Raw genomic sequence first — 15,203 nt, 5'->3', positions numbered from 1 at the left:
GTCGGTTTAGCACTGAACCTGCGGGCTTATGATTTCGTCTCCCAAGAATTACGGGCGGCGGAAGACCCAGAGTTTGAAACTTTCTATACCAAAAATATTTTGCTCAACGAGGGTATCCGTGCTTGGATGGCTCCTCAAGATCAACCCCACGAACAATTTGTATTCCCTGAGGAGGTATTACCACGTGGTAACGCTCTCTAATAGACCAAATATCTTAGGCGGTGCTGGACGCGACCAAGAATCCACTGGATTTGCTTGGTGGTCTGGTAATGCCCGTTTAATCAACCTATCTGGCAAACTGCTGGGTGCTCATGTTGCCCACGCTGGTTTGATTGTATTTTGGGCTGGAGCGATGACTTTGTTTGAAGTCGCTCACTTCATTCCTGAAAAGCCCATGTACGAGCAAGGCTTGATCCTGTTACCTCACCTCGCCACTCAGGGCTGGGGTGTTGGTCCTGGTGGTGAAGTCATCGACACCTTCCCCTACTTTGTTGTCGGCGTACTCCACCTGATTTCCTCAGCCGTCCTTGGCTTTGGCGGTATCTATCATGCCGTTCGCGGTCCAGAAACCTTAGAAGAATATTCTTCTTTCTTTGGTTACGACTGGAAAGACAAGAACAAGATGACCAATATCATCGGGTTCCACCTGATTATTTTGGGATTCGGTGCATTGCTTTTAGTGTTAAAGGCAATGTTCTTTGGTGGGTTATACGACACCTGGGCACCAGGTGGTGGTGATGTTCGGATTATTACCAATCCGACATTGAACCCAGCAGTTATCTTCGGTTATCTAATCAAGTCTCCCTTTGGTGGCGAAGGTTGGATTGTTAGCGTCAATAACTTAGAAGATGTGGTCGGTGGTCACATTTGGATCGCCTTTATTTTAATTGCTGGCGGTATTTACCACATTCTTACCAAGCCTTTTGCTTGGTCACGTCGTGCATCTATCTGGTCTGGTGAGGCTTATCTCTCCTACAGCTTGGGCGCTCTTTCGCTGATGGGCTTCATTGCCTCAATTTTTGTTTGGTTCAACAATACCGTTTATCCAAGCGAATTCTTTGGTCCTACCGGTCCAGAAGCTTCTCAAGCTCAAGCTTTGACCTTCTTGATTCGTGACCAACGCTTAGGTGCTAACGTCGGTTCTGCCCAAGGCCCTACTGGTTTAGGTAAATACCTGATGCGCTCTCCAACTGGTGAAATCATCTTCGGTGGTGAAACCATGCGCTTCTGGGATTTCCGCGGCCCTTGGTTGGAGCCTCTACGTGGCCCTAATGGTCTTGACTTGGAAAAAATCAAGAATGATATTCAGCCTTGGCAAGCTCGTCGCGCTGCTGAATACATGACCCATGCTCCTCTAGGTTCTTTGAACTCTGTAGGTGGTGTGGCTACCGAAATTAACTCCTTCAACTACGTATCTCCTCGCGCTTGGTTGTCTACTTCTCACTTCGTACTAGGATTCTTCTTCCTAGTTGGTCACTTGTGGCACGCTGGTCGCGCACGGGCTGCGGCTGGTGGTTTTGAGAAAGGAATTAACCGTGATACTGAGCCAGTGATGTTCATGGACGACCTTGACTAGGTTGTAAAGTTTATTTCATCACTGACAACTAAATAATTTAGAGGCTCTTGTGTAAAAGCAAGGGCTTTTTTTATAAGAAAATTAGTAATCTATTAATTAAAGTGAGCGACTTGTCAAGATAACTAAATCTATGAACGACTCCAATTTTATTGATGCTTTGCAATGGACATCTGAAGCTAAGGAAAAGTTACAAAATATTCCCTTTTTTGTCCGTTCTCAAGCTAAAGCTAGAATTGAACAGCTGGCTCGTGAAGCAGGCCAAGATGTTGTGACTGCTGATTTGGTAGAACAGGCTAGGCTTGAGTTTGGACAATAAAACATTCTGGAGGTCGTAATAATGACAGTCGCTAAGAATCGAGCAGACCGAGTAATGCTTTACGACATTAGCTGGCAACAGTTTGAAAATCTTTTAAAAGACTTGGGAGAGCATCGGGCAGCACGGTTAGCTTATGATCGCACTACTTTGGAAATTATCACACCTTTACCTGAACACGAACATTACAAAGAGGTAATTAGCGATTTGGTCAAGGAAATCGCTGATGTGCTGGATTTAGACTATGAAAGTTATGGCTCGACTACTTGGAAGCGAGAAAGCCGAATGGCAGGGGTAGAGTCAGATAACTGCTTCTATTTCCAGAATGAAGCTGTGATTCGGGGTAGATTGGATCTGGACTTGAGACAAGACCCACCACCTGATTTAGCACTAGAAATTGATGTTACCAGTAAGTCCCTGAATCGTTTTCCCATTTATGCCCGCTTGGGAGTACCAGAACTTTGGTGTTATGACTCCGGCAAAATCAAGATTTATCATTTGCAAAATGGGGAATATGTCGAATCAGAGAAGAGTTTAGTATTTCCTACTTTAGAAATTCGATATCTGCCGAAACTGATTGTGCAAAATCGGACAGATGGTAGACGGGCAATTCGTCGAGCAGTGCACGAATGGGTAAGGGAAGGCGGGAAGGATAAAGATTGAAACTACCCAGTCAACCTAATTCATAATTACGAATTAGTATCAACTTCCTCCTACATTCATTGCTGCTAAAACAGCCTTCTGGCCTACATCTCTGTAAACGGTATTCAAATACTTCATTACCACATCACTCGAAGTTGAATTTACTGCATTTTCCTCTTCTTTCGCTAGGGGAATCGCTCCTAATACATCTAATATCGTCTCACTATTAGATGGTGCAATCACTACCAATGATGACTCTAATGGCTCATTGTATTGCCAGAAAGAATCAATTTTTACCGAGTATTTGTTATTAGGAATTGACTGTTGAATATCGAATGTTTCTGTGGTACTACTGGGTTGAATCTTGGCACTACGTAATTGGCGTAAATCGCTGATAATTTGCTCTTTAGAACGTCCGCGCAATTGAAATAGTACAAAGGGATCTTCACTGAATCTATCGCCTAATTGATAGTATACAGCACCAATGTGTTTACAAGGATTTGCTTTATCAGGACAAGAGCATTTACTCTGGACATCAGCAAGGGTAAATGGAAATATCGAAAGACCATTAGCCGTGAAGACTTCTTCTATATTTTGTGGCATTTCTCCTGCTAGTAGCTTGGCAGCAAAAATTGCTCTTTGAGACATGGTTTCAATTACATAACCCCACTGTTCATCGGTAAATGGTTCAAGGGAAAGGGAAACTTTATAAGGTTCTACTTCACTACCTTGCACCCTAGCCAATACTTTTGCACCTTTAAATTCGATGCTGAGAACATTTCCTTGACGAGCATAGTTTCTCGCACGTTCTAAACGTTTTTTAAAGCGATAGGAATCTAGCAAATCTAGCCATTGTTGTGACCACCATTCTCGACTTGCTTGTAATGTGTAATTAGTCATAATCTATTTAAAATTTAAAATTATGGAATAGATGGGTTGATCTTGTTTTGTGACAGTTACCTCAGACTATAGCGTTTATGGTTTGGAGCATATTAGTTTTACAAATATACGCCTACAAATTGGAAGTTTGGGACAACACAGGGACGTGAAACCTTGAATTAATTACGAATTACGAATTATTCCATCCCTGCCTTGCGCCGCAACCGCTCAACTAATTGGCGCGAAAAATCCAAGTCTTGATCGCGCAGACGCTCCCGGATTTCCAGGGCAGCCTGTGCTAACGGTAACGCCTCTGTGTAGCGTTCCTCTTTCTCCAGAACTTGCGCTAGCCCCGATTGAGTAGAAGCTACCAAGTCTTGCCGTCCCACTTCCTGCGCCAGGGCTAACTCACGCTCGTACCAGGGGCGGGCTTCTGAAGGGCGATCGCAGTCAATGGCTAGAAGTCCCAAGTTGCCAGAAATATAAGCTTCCTCTTGTTTCAAACCCAGCTTTTTAGCGATCGCCAATGCTTGCTTGTAGTAGGACTCGGCGCGATCGTAGTGTCCCTGCAAGTGTGCAACTTTTCCCAGATCATTGAGGGCAATCGCTCCATCATCTTCTTTCTCTAACTCTCGGTAAATTGCTAATGCCTCCTGGTGCAGTCGCTCCGCCTCTGCCCAGTCCTTGCGTTGTTCTGCAATCAATCCTTGCAAACGAATTGCAATAGCCTTATCCCGACGACTACCGCCCCGCTCCATTGCCTCTGCTATCTGAGCTGCCCAACTTGCTGCCCTATCAGTCTCTGCACGATTGTAGTAAATCCAGGCAACACTATAGGCACCCCAACCAGCATTGCTCCACTGACTCAGCGCCTTTCCTGCCTGATAACACCACTCACCCAAGCGCAGGTGTTCATCCCAGTAGCCTCGAAAGAAGAGGAATTTAGACAAAGCGTCTTCCAAATCGATGAGCATCTGGGCAGCTTGTTGGTCTTTCAATGCACCAGGGATACCTGCTATCTCCCGCAGGGTTGTAGCCACGCCCTCTAGATTCTGCCACTCGGCTTCCAGCTTGTCATGGGTTTTGTAGGCGTCTTTGTTGTAACCCCCGTACTTCTGGGCAAAGTCCACCCAGTAGCGCAGAACTTTGTGTTGGGCAGTAGAGTCAAACCGGATTCCACTCGCTAGGGGTGCAGTCCCAATGGTATCCGTTCCGCTCACAGCTGCCCGAATATAGGTACGGGTGAGGGGGTGCAGGCCAAAGCGTTCTCCATCCAAATCATTCACCAAAGATAGTGTTACCAACCGCTCTAAAGAAACTTGAATCTCGGTTATGACTAAATCTGTAGCATCTGCCAGTGCTGCGGTTTTTGCTGGTGTCAGGAACACAGCCAGGGCAGACAACACTGTGCGATCATTTCTAGAGAGAGTTTCGGCAGCATCGGCAAATAGAAACCCATAGAGATCGGGAGATTTGGCGGCATTACGCAACCGCTGTAGGGCATCACTTATGGAATAGCCTTTATGTGCCACCTGTCCCAATGTCCAATCCAGCGCTAGGGGATTGCCACCAGACGCTTCATATAAAGCGGTCAATATCTCTGGCTTCGTTGCGTTTAGTTCCTGGGCTAGACGGGGGTGCGACTTTCCCTTCTCTGTCATTAATTCCAAAGCTTCTGCCTCTAAGAGACGATCTAAGCGGATGGTGACAGCGCTTTCCCCGGTGCGGTGGCGGCTGGTGATGATAGCTTTGTTGGGGGTGGGCAGTTTCCGCAAAAACTCGGCAATCATCTCGCGTTCTTCTGTATTCAGCGTTTCCAAGTTGTCCCAAATCAACAGAGTACGCCTTCCCCGCAGGGCATCGAGAAGGGCGCGGCGGCGTTCTGTGGCATCAGTCATTTTCACAATATCTGCCTGTCCTAATCTTTTGGCAAATTCCCGGCAGAAGCTATCGAGAGAAGACAGGGCGAGGGTTTCTGGCCGCACTCCCTCAGTTGAGAGCCAGGTAGTTTTGGCAGAAACAAACAGATAGGCATCAAATAAGGCTTGCTGACGGGCTATGTGTGCTACCTCCAGCGCCAACGCCGTTTTACCCATACCACCAATACCATCGATCACCACACCCCAACCGCGTTCTTCTGGTGATAGTGCCTCCAAACAACGGGCGATTTCTTGTTTGCGTCCCACAAACACATCGTTATAGCGGGGTAGGTTATCAGGCAAACTTTCTGAGCGCTTTCCCTGTAACAGGCTTAATCGCACCTCTAAGCTTGTGACTTCTTTTTGTTTATCCTCCAGTTCGATCTGCAAATCCACTGGAACTCGAATTCCATAACCAGCTTTTTCCTCCTCTAATATCTGGAGGGCGCGACGAGCGCGGTTGAGAGTTCGTTGTAGTACTTCTTGATTATCCATAGGATTTGATAAAAATAAATCTCAGGATTTGCAGTTGAAAAAAGGCAAAGGGCAGGAGGAACAACAAGATATCCACTTTTCCCGAATCATTGAGGGCGATCGCCTTTGGCAGACGCTGCGTACATTCGCTCTTAGCTTACTCATCTAAACTTTCTGCGATCGCTTTGAGCAGTGCCTCAAAATCTGATTGTATATGAATCTCTTCCGTCAGAGTATTCATATCCTTCAGCAGGTTTATGAGATTAGCAAACATATTACGAATTTCAGTATATAGGTCAATTTCTTCTCGAAATCCCTGTAAATTAGCAGCGCTAACTGTTCTCATAGCGTCATTTAAATCTTGAATTTGCTTTTCCCAATACTCAACATATTTAATTCTTTCAATAGGCTTATAAATTTTGGCATCTGCTAAAACTATAGGAAAAATTCGGTGATAAAGTTTTCCATTTTTGGCAATTTCTACTAGTTCATACATACAATTTTCCGACTTCAAATATTGGTCGCTAATTACCACAATCACACATTTGCCACGACTCAATCGCTGCATGAATTCTTGAAATCGTTCTTTGTAGCCAATTGCATTTTTATCACGAATGATTGTAATGCCTTTTCCTTTAAATGCTTTCTCCAACTGTTGTACAAATGTTTCGCTGTGATTATCTCGCCAGGTGTAGGAGATAAAAACTTCCTTTTGTTTGCTTTCTGACTCTACTTTACCGATGCTGTTTTTAAGATGACTTAATCGCGCCTCTAGGCTAGCGACTTCTTTTTGTTTTTCCTCCAGTTCAATTTGCAAATCTACTGGAACTCGAATCCCAAAACCAGCTTTTTGTTCTTCTAATATTTGGAGGGCGCGACGAGTGCGGTTGAGAGTTTTCTGTAGTGCTTCTTGATCATCCATATCTAAGAAACTTTTAAAGAAAAAATTTTAATAGAGACTTTGTAAAAGTATCGATTTTTAACTATTTATTTGTGCCTCTGCATCAGGTCAAAAAATATTTATGCAATAAGTCTAGTGCATATAAACAAATATAATTTTGTAGTAGCGTGACATAGTTAATACAATTAAATTAACACTACGAAATTATCCTTCATCTTCGTCAATGACAGCATTACGGTCAAGTATTAGTAAGTTGCGAAGTTGGTCTGTATCCAGTTCAGTCAACCATTCTTCACCAGCACCCACAACTTGTTCAGCCAATTGTTTTTTACTTTCAATCATGTCATGAATTTTTTCTTCTAAAGTACCAGTGCAAACAAATTTATGTACTTGCACATTCCGAGTTTGACCAATCCGAAATACTCTATCTGTAGCTTGATTTTCTACGGCTGGGTTCCACCATCTATCAAAGTGGAATACATGATTTGCTCGTGTTAAATTCAGTCCGACTCCACCCGCTTTCAAAGAAAGAATCATAATTGGTGGCCCTTGAGGATCGTGTTGAAAACGGTCAATCATTTCCTCACGTTGTTTTTTGCTGGTGCTGCCATATAAAAAGAATATTTCTCGCCCTAACTGTTTTTCTAAATAGGGTTTAAGTAATTTACCCCACTCAGCAAACTGTGTGAAAATTAAAGCGCGATCGCTTTCTGCTAAAACTTCTTCTAACATTTCTTCTAGCCGCAGAAGTTTGGCTGAATTATGTTGCTCTAATGTTGCCTGTTTCAAGTATTGGGCTGGGTGATTGCAGATTTGTTTGAGTTTGATTAGTAAAGCCAAAATCATTCCCCGACGTTGCAAGCCTTCAGCAGATTCTATCTCTACTAAAGATTGTTCTACAACTTCTTGATAAAGTGCGGCTTGTTCGCTAGTCAGACCGCAAAATACGGTCATTTCTTGCTTATCTGGCAAGTCTTGAATGATGTCGCGATCGCTTTTCAATCGCCGCAGTATAAATGGTTGAACTAATGAACGTAACTGAGTTAAAGAAGCTGTATCACCATACTTTTCAATTGGCATGGCAAATCGCCGCTGGAAAAATTGCCGATTGCCTAAATATCCTGGATTCAGAAAATCCAAAATAGACCATAATTCTTGCAGTCTATTTTCTACTGGTGTCCCGGTCAACGCAATTCGGAATGTAGCTTCTAATTGGCGTACTGCTTTTGACTGCTTCGCCTCTGGATTTTTCACATTCTGGGCTTCATCTAAAACAATTATCTGCCAAGAGACACTTTGCAATGACTTGATATCTCGATGAAGCAGTGAGTAGCTGGTAACAATTAAATCGTGTTTTTTTACAGCTTCTAAAAATGCTTTTCCTTTTGGGCGTTTTTCACCGTGATATTGCAAAATTTTCAGGCTTGGCGCAAATTTATTGACTTCCCTTTCCCAGTTGCCTAAAACCGAAGTTGGACAAACTAGCAGTGTTGGATTTTCTAGTACATCCTGTTCTTTTAAATGTAGCAGAAAAGCAATAAACTGAATAGTTTTACCGAGTCCCATGTCGTCTGCAAGACACGCACCCAAGCCCCAACGTTCTAAGAATGACAGCCAAGCAGCACCACGTTCTTGATAAGGTCGCAACTGCCCTTTAAAGCCTGTTGGTGTGGGTAAAGGTGCGATCGCTTGATTATTGGTTAACGTCCCAATCAACTCTTGCAATGCCCCAGAGGCATCAAAGCTGACCACTGGTAACTTTTCAATTACCTGAGTATCCCCTGTACTGAAACGCAAGGCATCTTCCAGGGAAAGGGCCATTTGGTCTTTGCGAGTGGTAAAAAAAGTTTGGGCTGTCTTGATATCTTGGGGTCGCAATTCTACCCACTCACCGTTAATTTCCACTAGCGGACTATTTAAAGCCACAAGTTTATCAAACTCGGCTTTGGAAATAGTCTGTCCACCAATTGCCAATTGCCATTGGAAATTTAGTAGACTCTGCAACCCTAAGCGTCCCTGCTTTCCCTTTGGGGTTTCGGCAGTAATTTTTAAACCCAAACGGTTTGCCCATCCTTCACGGTTCGCCAAACTGGGAGGCAAAATTACTCCCAAACCACTGTCTTCCAACCTCCAAGCTACAGCTTTGATAAATTCATAAGCTTGGATGGGGGTAAGACGAGAAGAGTGGGGATATTCGGTTTCTAAACTGGGTGCGTAGGCGCTTTGCGCCTTATCGCCAGACATCGCTGGATATAATCTGGAAGCTACCCCCAAACCTCGCAAAAATGTTTCTTGTGGTTGATCAATTGTCCGATTTTCATAAACCAATCTTTCAACTGGATTGTTCCAAATAGTTGCCGCATCTACTAAAAACTCTGGATCGTCAGCGGCTTGCAAAAAATACACCAATGTCCAATCTGTTTTGCCAGACTCTGGAGAACGCAGTTGAAAACAGGTACGAAATAGAGTTTTAAGAGTTAACTGGTATTGTAGCGGCATAGTCCAAGCCTTCAGTGCCGCTTCCAGTCGTTCTACTTCAAGTGCATCTGCATTAACTGTACCAGATGCAGTAGTTAAAGCTGGCAACCACTGTTGCACCCCACCAGGTAAAGATGCGATCGCCTTAGCTTCAATTGGAGGTTGAGAACCTACCATTTCTCGCACTTGGGCATCTATCGTACTGTTGAGAAATCCCAAAAGTAATTCTTGAGGTTCGACGGGGAAGTTTATATATATTGGGCATTGGGCATGATTATTTTCTCCCCTTGTCCCCTTGTCCCCCTTGTCCCCTTGTCCACCCACTCTCCACTCCTCAGTCCCCAATCCCTCCTGATAAGTACGACAAACCAACGGCATATTCGCAGAAAATTTTTCTAGGCGGGTTCCATCTACAGAACTATCTAGAAGTACTTGCCATTTAGCTGCAAATGCACCATCTGATTGTCGGTCAATTGTTGGTAAAAACTTACACCGTGAGATTAAATCTAAATTCCAACGGGCAATCTGTGACCAAAAGCGTAAATCTCCACCCAAAAAGGCATCTTCCCCTTTAGCAGCATTTAGGGGAACAGCAGCGAGAAATTTTACTGCTTCGCTGGGGTTGAGACAAAAACCTTCAACTCGCCAAGGTTGCAAATATTGCGGGGAGTCTGTGTCTAGCCCTAAGCTAGCAGAATGTACAGGAAAAATCGCTGTTGTTCCTTCGTTAATATCTTCTGGGATATAAGTTGGTAGGGCAATTATTTGTGAATTTGTTGGCAAAGTAATCTCAGTGGCACTGGCGGCTTTGCGCGTTCGTCCAGTAGTCGCGATCGCTTTGCCTGCCGCGGGCATCGTAACTTGAGATTGCTGAATGAAGTTAGTAATTGCCATATTTTGCGAACGCAACCACTCACTCAACTCAAGTGATGTCATTGCCAATGGATGTAGTGCTATATCTCCAGATCCACTAGACTCGAAATTCACTCGTGGCGATCGCCAAGTTTCCCCCCAAATAAATAAACAACCATTTTGATTTTTTAGTAACCAATTACAGTGTAAAATCGCCATTTGCTAATTACTCAGATTTTCCCAAAATTCAATAATTACAATTGCAAACATTCTACTTTTTACATCTTATTAAGAAGAATTTACCCAAACTTGCATATAATAAAGACTTCAGTAATTTTTCTCCATAAACATTGTTAATGATGAATTTTCCCCTAATTAAAGTCTTAAAAAATGGAATATTAGTGGAACTAGATTATATGCATCCTCAAGAACAAGAGGTTGTAAGATCATTACTCAATGTTGTAATTGTTGAAGGAAAAACTTATCCCCAAAAGCAACCTCTCTCTTTAACAGAATTTTCAGCTTACTGGTTAAGCAAGGATGCCTTTGTTGTCAGGACATCTGTTGTAGATCCTACACATAAGCCAAAAGAAATATTAGGGGCGTTTTATTTAAAGCCAAACTTTCCCGGTCGGTGTAGCCATATTTGCAACGCTGGTTTTATTGTACAACCTGGATTACGCGGTCAGGGTTTAGGACGGTTCATGGGAGAAGCTATGCTTTCGATAGCAGCAAACCTGGGCTACGAAGCAGTGATGTTTAATTTGGTCTTTGAGACTAATATACCTTCAATTACACTTTGGCAGTCGTTAGGATTTGAGATTATTGGGCAAATTCCGGGTGCAGCGAAGCTAGAGAATGGGCAGGTAGTAGATGCGCTAATCTTGTATCACACTTTGCATTAAACGACTTGTCTATCTTTGTATGTACTAGAAGTCAGCCATAAAGCATAAATGTTAGGATTGCCACAGAAAGAGAATAGCGAAAGAGAAGGAAAAAAAACTGAATGGCAGAAGTTGATAAGTCAATATCCTTCGATGGAAGGGATATTCGACTGAAAGTAGGCTTACTAGCTCCCCAGGCAGGTGGGTCGGTTTTGATAGAATCAGGGGACACATCCGTTTTAGTGACGGCTACGCGATCGCAAGCTAGAGAAGGCATTGATTTTCTTCCCTTGACTGTAGATTATGAAGAAAGGCTATATGCCGCTGGTAGGATTCCTGGCGGGATCATGCGGCGCGAAGGTCGTCCACCAGAAAAAACAATTCTCACCAGCCGTCTTATAGACCGTCCCATGCGTCCCTTGTTCCCCTCATGGTTGCGGGATGACTTGCAAATTATTGCCTTAACGCTGTCAATGGACGAGTTAGTTCCACCCGATGTGTTAGCAGTTACAGGCGCTTCCATCGCTACCCTAATTGCCCAGATTCCTTTTAATGGGCCAATGGCAGCAGTGCGGGTTGGTTTAGTGGGAGATGATTTCATTATTAACCCCACTTATGCAGAAACTGAAGCTGGAGATTTGGATCTGGTAGTAGCAGGTTCACCAGATGGCGTGATTATGGTGGAAGCGGGAGCTAATCAATTGCCAGAGCGAGATATTCTTGAGGCGATTGACTTTGGTTATGAAGCGGTGCGGGACTTAATCAAAGCGCAGCAAGATTTAATCGCCGAACTGGGTCTAGTAATAGTGCAAGAAGCACCACCAGAAGTAGACCAAACGCTAGAAAATTATATCCGCGATCGCGCTAGCGGCGAGATTAAGAAAATCCTGTCTCAATTTAGTTTCACCAAACCCGAACGCGATGCAGCTTTAGATATCGTCAAAGATGAAATTGTCGCGACGATTACTGAACTGCCAGAAGAAGATCCGATTCGAGTTGCCGCAACTGTAAATAAGAAGGCACTTGGTAACACTTTTAAAGATATTACTAAATACTTCATGCGGCGACAAATCATCGAAGATAACGTTCGCGTTGATGGTCGTAAACTCGATCAAGTGCGTCCGGTTTCTTGTTTAGTTGATGTCTTACCAAAGCGAGTCCACGGCAGCGGTTTATTTAACCGGGAACTAACTCAGGTATTATCCACTTGTACTCTAGGTACACCTGGGGATGCTCAAAACCTCAACGATGACATGCAGCTAGATCAGCACAAGCGTTACCTGCATCATTATAACTTCCCGCCGTTCTCAGTCGGGGAAACCAAGCCAATGCGGGCCCCAGGAAGGCGTGAAATTGGTCACGGGGCATTAGCAGAGCGATCGCTACTACCTGTGATCCCGTCCAAAGAACAATTTCCCTACGTAATTCGCATTGTATCGGAAGTACTTTCCTCCAACGGTTCCACCTCAATGGGTTCAGTCTGCGGTTCCACCCTCGCCCTGATGGATGCTGGTGTACCAATTCTCAAACCCGTCAGTGGCGCGGCAATGGGTCTGATTAAAGAAGGGGACGAAGTACGAGTTCTGACCGATATCCAAGGCATCGAAGACTTTTTGGGCGACATGGACTTCAAAGTTGCCGGAACGGATACCGGGATTACCGCCTTGCAGATGGATATGAAAATCTCCGGTTTGTCTTTGGAGGTTATTGCCCAAGCCGTTCACCAAGCTAAAGCAGCCCGGTTGCACATTCTGGAAAAAATGCTCGCCTGCATTGACACACCACGGACTGAAACCTCACCTTATGCTCCACGTCTGTTAACAATCAAGATTGATTCAGACATGATTGGTTTGGTCATCGGGCCTGGAGGCAAGACTATTAAAGGGATCACAGAGGAAACTGGTGCAAAAATTGACATCGAAGATGATGGCACCGTGACAATTTCCGCTGTGGATGAGAACAAGGCCAAGAGAGCTAGAAATATCATCCAAGGCATGACCCGCAAGTTGCACGAAGGGGATGTCTACGCAGGACGCATTACTCGGATTATACCAATAGGTGCATTTGTGGAATTTTTGCCTGGAAAAGAAGGCATGATCCACATTTCTCAACTAGCTGACTACCGCGTTGGCAAAGTTGAGGATGAAGTAGCGGTGGGCGATGAAGTGATTATCAAAGTGCGCGAAATTGATAACAAAGGTCGGATTAATCTCACCCGCTTGGGTATTCACCCAGATCAAGCAACAGCAGCAAGAGAAGCTGCGGCGGTGAATCGGTAACTCGATTTGGGATTTTAGATTAGATTAAATCTAAAATCCGCGATGCCTATCGTGAAGGCATCGCCGTATGCTTCTCTAATTTGATAAATTACGAATTATTTTAACGACTTTTCTAGTGTTTTTGGCTCAGGTAGAGGTTGATCGTCAGCTAAGGATGATTCAATCAGCATTTCTAAAACTTCTTGAGCATTTTTGAAAGCTTCTTCGTAAGTATCTCCGTGAGTATGACAAAACTCTCCCCATTCAGGAAGACTCACAACAAAACACTCATCTTCATCAGACCACTGAATAACGATTGTATATTTCATATTTATTCATACACGTCTCGGCGATGAGCAATAGTGGTGACAATAAGCTAATTGGTTTCATCATCGATTCGGTAAATAACGTGATATTCACCAATGCGATCGCGATAGTAGCCTGCAAAATTACCTTTGAGAGGTTTAATAAGCTAAAAATATTTTAATTTGCATCCTTCAAAAAATAAATCTCTTGTGGGGTGGGCATCTTGCCATAGGTGTCAAGTTAAGATGAAATCACTGGGGTCAACTAGTATAGCTAGGGACTGGGGACTGGATGAAAAGTCTTTTTGTGTTTAGGTTTTATCCGACTCAAATTAAAATTGAACAAAAATAATAAACGGCTACCCGAATTCAATAAACGACACCCCAAATTCAATAAACGACACCCCGAATTCAATAAACGACTGCCCGAATTCAATAAACGACATCCCGAATTCAATAAACGGCTGCCCGAATTCAATAAACGGCTGCCCGAATTCGATGAACGACTGCCCGAATTCAATAAACCGCTGCCCGAATTCAATGAACATACCTTTGACATTTGGGCTTCTGCCTTAACTTGACACCAATGGCATCGCGTTCTGAAGACAAGCCATCTAGATATTGGTTGATTTGTTAACGAACTTCTGTGTTGTTCATATTTTTGAAACTCTTTTACTTCTCTAATTCTGCCAACTTCTCTTGAGCAAACTCTCGCACTTCTTCATCTGGGTCATTCGCTGCTTTATCGCGCAACAGTGGTAAAGTCTGGGGATGCTGAGGAAATTGCTTGATAATTATCTCTAGTGCAACGCGCCGAGGATTGGTTTCATAGTCTCGCTTACGCTTAAAGGGATCATTAACAGCGCAGTTGTAGTAAATTTCAAACAATTCAGGCTGATATCTGAAGTATTTGGCTAATGCTTGGATGGCTACATATCGCACATACCATTGATTATCAGCAGTGGCGCGGTCTTTAAGAATCGAGCGCGTGTCAGGGTCATCTTTGAAATTGCTGGCTAATGCTTGGATGGCTGCATGTCGCACATTCCCTTGATTATCAGCAGTGGCGCGGTCTTTGAGAAACAAGCGGGTATCCGGGTCATCTGGGAAATTGCTGGCTAATAATTGAATGGCTGCATATTGCACATACTCTTCATGATCAGCAGTGGCGCGTCCTTTGAGAAACAAGCGGGTGTCCGGGTCTTCTTTGAAATTGCTAGCTAATAATTGAATGGCTGCACCTCGCACATCCTCTTGATTATCAGCAGTGGCGCGGTCTTTGAGAATCGAGCGGGTGTCCGGGTCTTCTTTAAAATCGCTGGCTAATGCTTCGATAGCTGCACGTCGCACATACCATTGATTATCAGCAGTGGCGCGGTCTTTGAGAATCGAGCATGTGTCCGGGTCTTCTTTAAAATTGCTGGCTAATGCTTGCATGGCTGCATATCGCACATCCCGTTGATTATTAGCAATGGCGCAGTCTTTGAGAATCAAGCGGGTATTTGGGTCATCTTTGAAATTGCTAGCTAATGCTTCGATGGCTATACGTCGCACATCCCCATCATTATCAGCAGTGGCGCGGTCTTTGAGAATCGAGCGGGTGTCCGGGTCATCTTTGAAATTGCTAGCTAATGCTTCGATGGCTATACGTCGCACATCCCCATCATTATCAGCAGTGGCGCGGTCTTTGAGAATCGAGCGGGTGTCCGGGTCATCTTTGAA

12 protein-coding genes and 1 pseudogene are annotated in these 15,203 nt (G+C 44.0%); 6 read left to right on the top strand and 7 right to left on the bottom strand.

The genetic code is table 11. The features are described 5' to 3' along the window. The 4 genes and pseudogenes from V7K56_RS36555 to V7K56_RS36540 all read left to right on the top strand — a co-directional run. A pseudogene (locus V7K56_RS36555) lies at positions 1-201 on the top strand (photosystem II D2 protein (photosystem q(a) protein)); the annotation flags it as partial. Beyond that, positions 185-1,576: a photosystem II reaction center protein CP43 gene (gene psbC / locus V7K56_RS36550; protein ID WP_334919029.1), complete on the top strand. Its 1,392-nt coding sequence runs from the start codon at positions 185-187 to the stop codon at positions 1,574-1,576. The pseudogene V7K56_RS36555 and the gene psbC, both read left to right, overlap by 17 nt. 130 nt (positions 1,577-1,706) lie before the next feature. Next, positions 1,707-1,892 carry a PCP reductase family protein gene (locus tag V7K56_RS36545; protein ID WP_334919027.1) on the top strand — a complete coding sequence of 62 codons (186 nt, stop codon included), beginning with the start codon at positions 1,707-1,709 and terminating at the stop codon, positions 1,890-1,892. A gap of 21 nt (positions 1,893-1,913) precedes the next feature. Continuing rightward, positions 1,914-2,552, top strand: a complete 639-nt coding sequence (locus tag V7K56_RS36540) for a Uma2 family endonuclease (RefSeq protein ID WP_334919025.1) — start codon at positions 1,914-1,916, stop codon at positions 2,550-2,552. Positions 2,553-2,591: 39 nt separating this feature from the next. Here V7K56_RS36540 and V7K56_RS36535 read toward each other — a convergent pair whose 3' ends face one another. The 4 genes from V7K56_RS36535 to V7K56_RS36520 all read right to left on the bottom strand — a co-directional run bounded on the left by V7K56_RS36535 (position 2,592) and on the right by V7K56_RS36520 (position 10,253). Then, positions 2,592-3,431, bottom strand: coding sequence for an SWIM zinc finger family protein (locus V7K56_RS36535; protein WP_334919023.1), 840 nt, complete (start codon positions 3,429-3,431; stop codon positions 2,592-2,594). 176 nt (positions 3,432-3,607) lie between these two features. Beyond that, complete coding sequence (locus V7K56_RS36530; RefSeq protein ID WP_334919021.1) at positions 3,608-5,824, bottom strand: tetratricopeptide repeat protein; 2,217 nt, start codon at positions 5,822-5,824, stop codon at positions 3,608-3,610. Positions 5,825-5,960: 136 nt separating this feature from the next. After that, complete coding sequence (locus V7K56_RS36525; RefSeq protein WP_334919019.1) at positions 5,961-6,725, bottom strand: toll/interleukin-1 receptor domain-containing protein; 765 nt, start codon at positions 6,723-6,725, stop codon at positions 5,961-5,963. Positions 6,726-6,908: 183 nt separating this feature from the next. Next, the gene (locus V7K56_RS36520) at positions 6,909-10,253 is read right to left on the bottom strand and encodes a DEAD/DEAH box helicase (RefSeq protein ID WP_334919017.1); all 3,345 of its coding nucleotides are present in this window, start codon (positions 10,251-10,253) and stop codon (positions 6,909-6,911) included. Positions 10,254-10,393: 140 nt separating this feature from the next. On the opposite strand from V7K56_RS36520, the gene V7K56_RS36515 reads away from it, so the two are divergent. Together V7K56_RS36515 and V7K56_RS36510 are read left to right on the top strand one after the other, a co-directional pair. Further along, complete coding sequence (locus V7K56_RS36515; protein ID WP_334919031.1) at positions 10,394-10,939, top strand: GNAT family N-acetyltransferase; 546 nt, start codon at positions 10,394-10,396, stop codon at positions 10,937-10,939. A gap of 101 nt (positions 10,940-11,040) precedes the next feature. After that, positions 11,041-13,197, top strand: coding sequence for a polyribonucleotide nucleotidyltransferase (locus tag V7K56_RS36510; RefSeq protein ID WP_334919015.1), 2,157 nt, complete (start codon positions 11,041-11,043; stop codon positions 13,195-13,197). 95 nt (positions 13,198-13,292) lie between these two features. Here the strand turns inward: V7K56_RS36510 and V7K56_RS36505 are convergent, their stop codons facing one another. The 3 genes from V7K56_RS36505 to V7K56_RS36495 form a co-directional block, all read right to left on the bottom strand. Further along, a complete protein-coding gene (locus tag V7K56_RS36505; protein ID WP_334919013.1) occupies positions 13,293-13,505 on the bottom strand; it encodes a type II toxin-antitoxin system HicB family antitoxin in 213 nt (70 codons plus the stop codon). 335 nt (positions 13,506-13,840) lie between these two features. Next, positions 13,841-14,029 (bottom strand): hypothetical protein, encoded by a 189-nt coding sequence (locus tag V7K56_RS36500; RefSeq protein ID WP_334919011.1) that lies wholly within the window; start codon positions 14,027-14,029, stop codon positions 13,841-13,843. A gap of 124 nt (positions 14,030-14,153) precedes the next feature. Beyond that, positions 14,154-15,203, bottom strand: a 1,050-nt coding sequence (locus V7K56_RS36495; protein WP_334919009.1) for a HEAT repeat domain-containing protein, incomplete at its 5' end; no start/stop codon positions are given.

Source organism: Nostoc sp. (genome assembly GCF_036917535.1).
GTDB lineage: Bacteria > Cyanobacteriota > Cyanobacteriia > Cyanobacteriales > Nostocaceae > Nostoc.
Note: the sequence above shows the minus strand (reverse complement) of the source record. Positions and strands in the feature narration are given on the sequence as shown.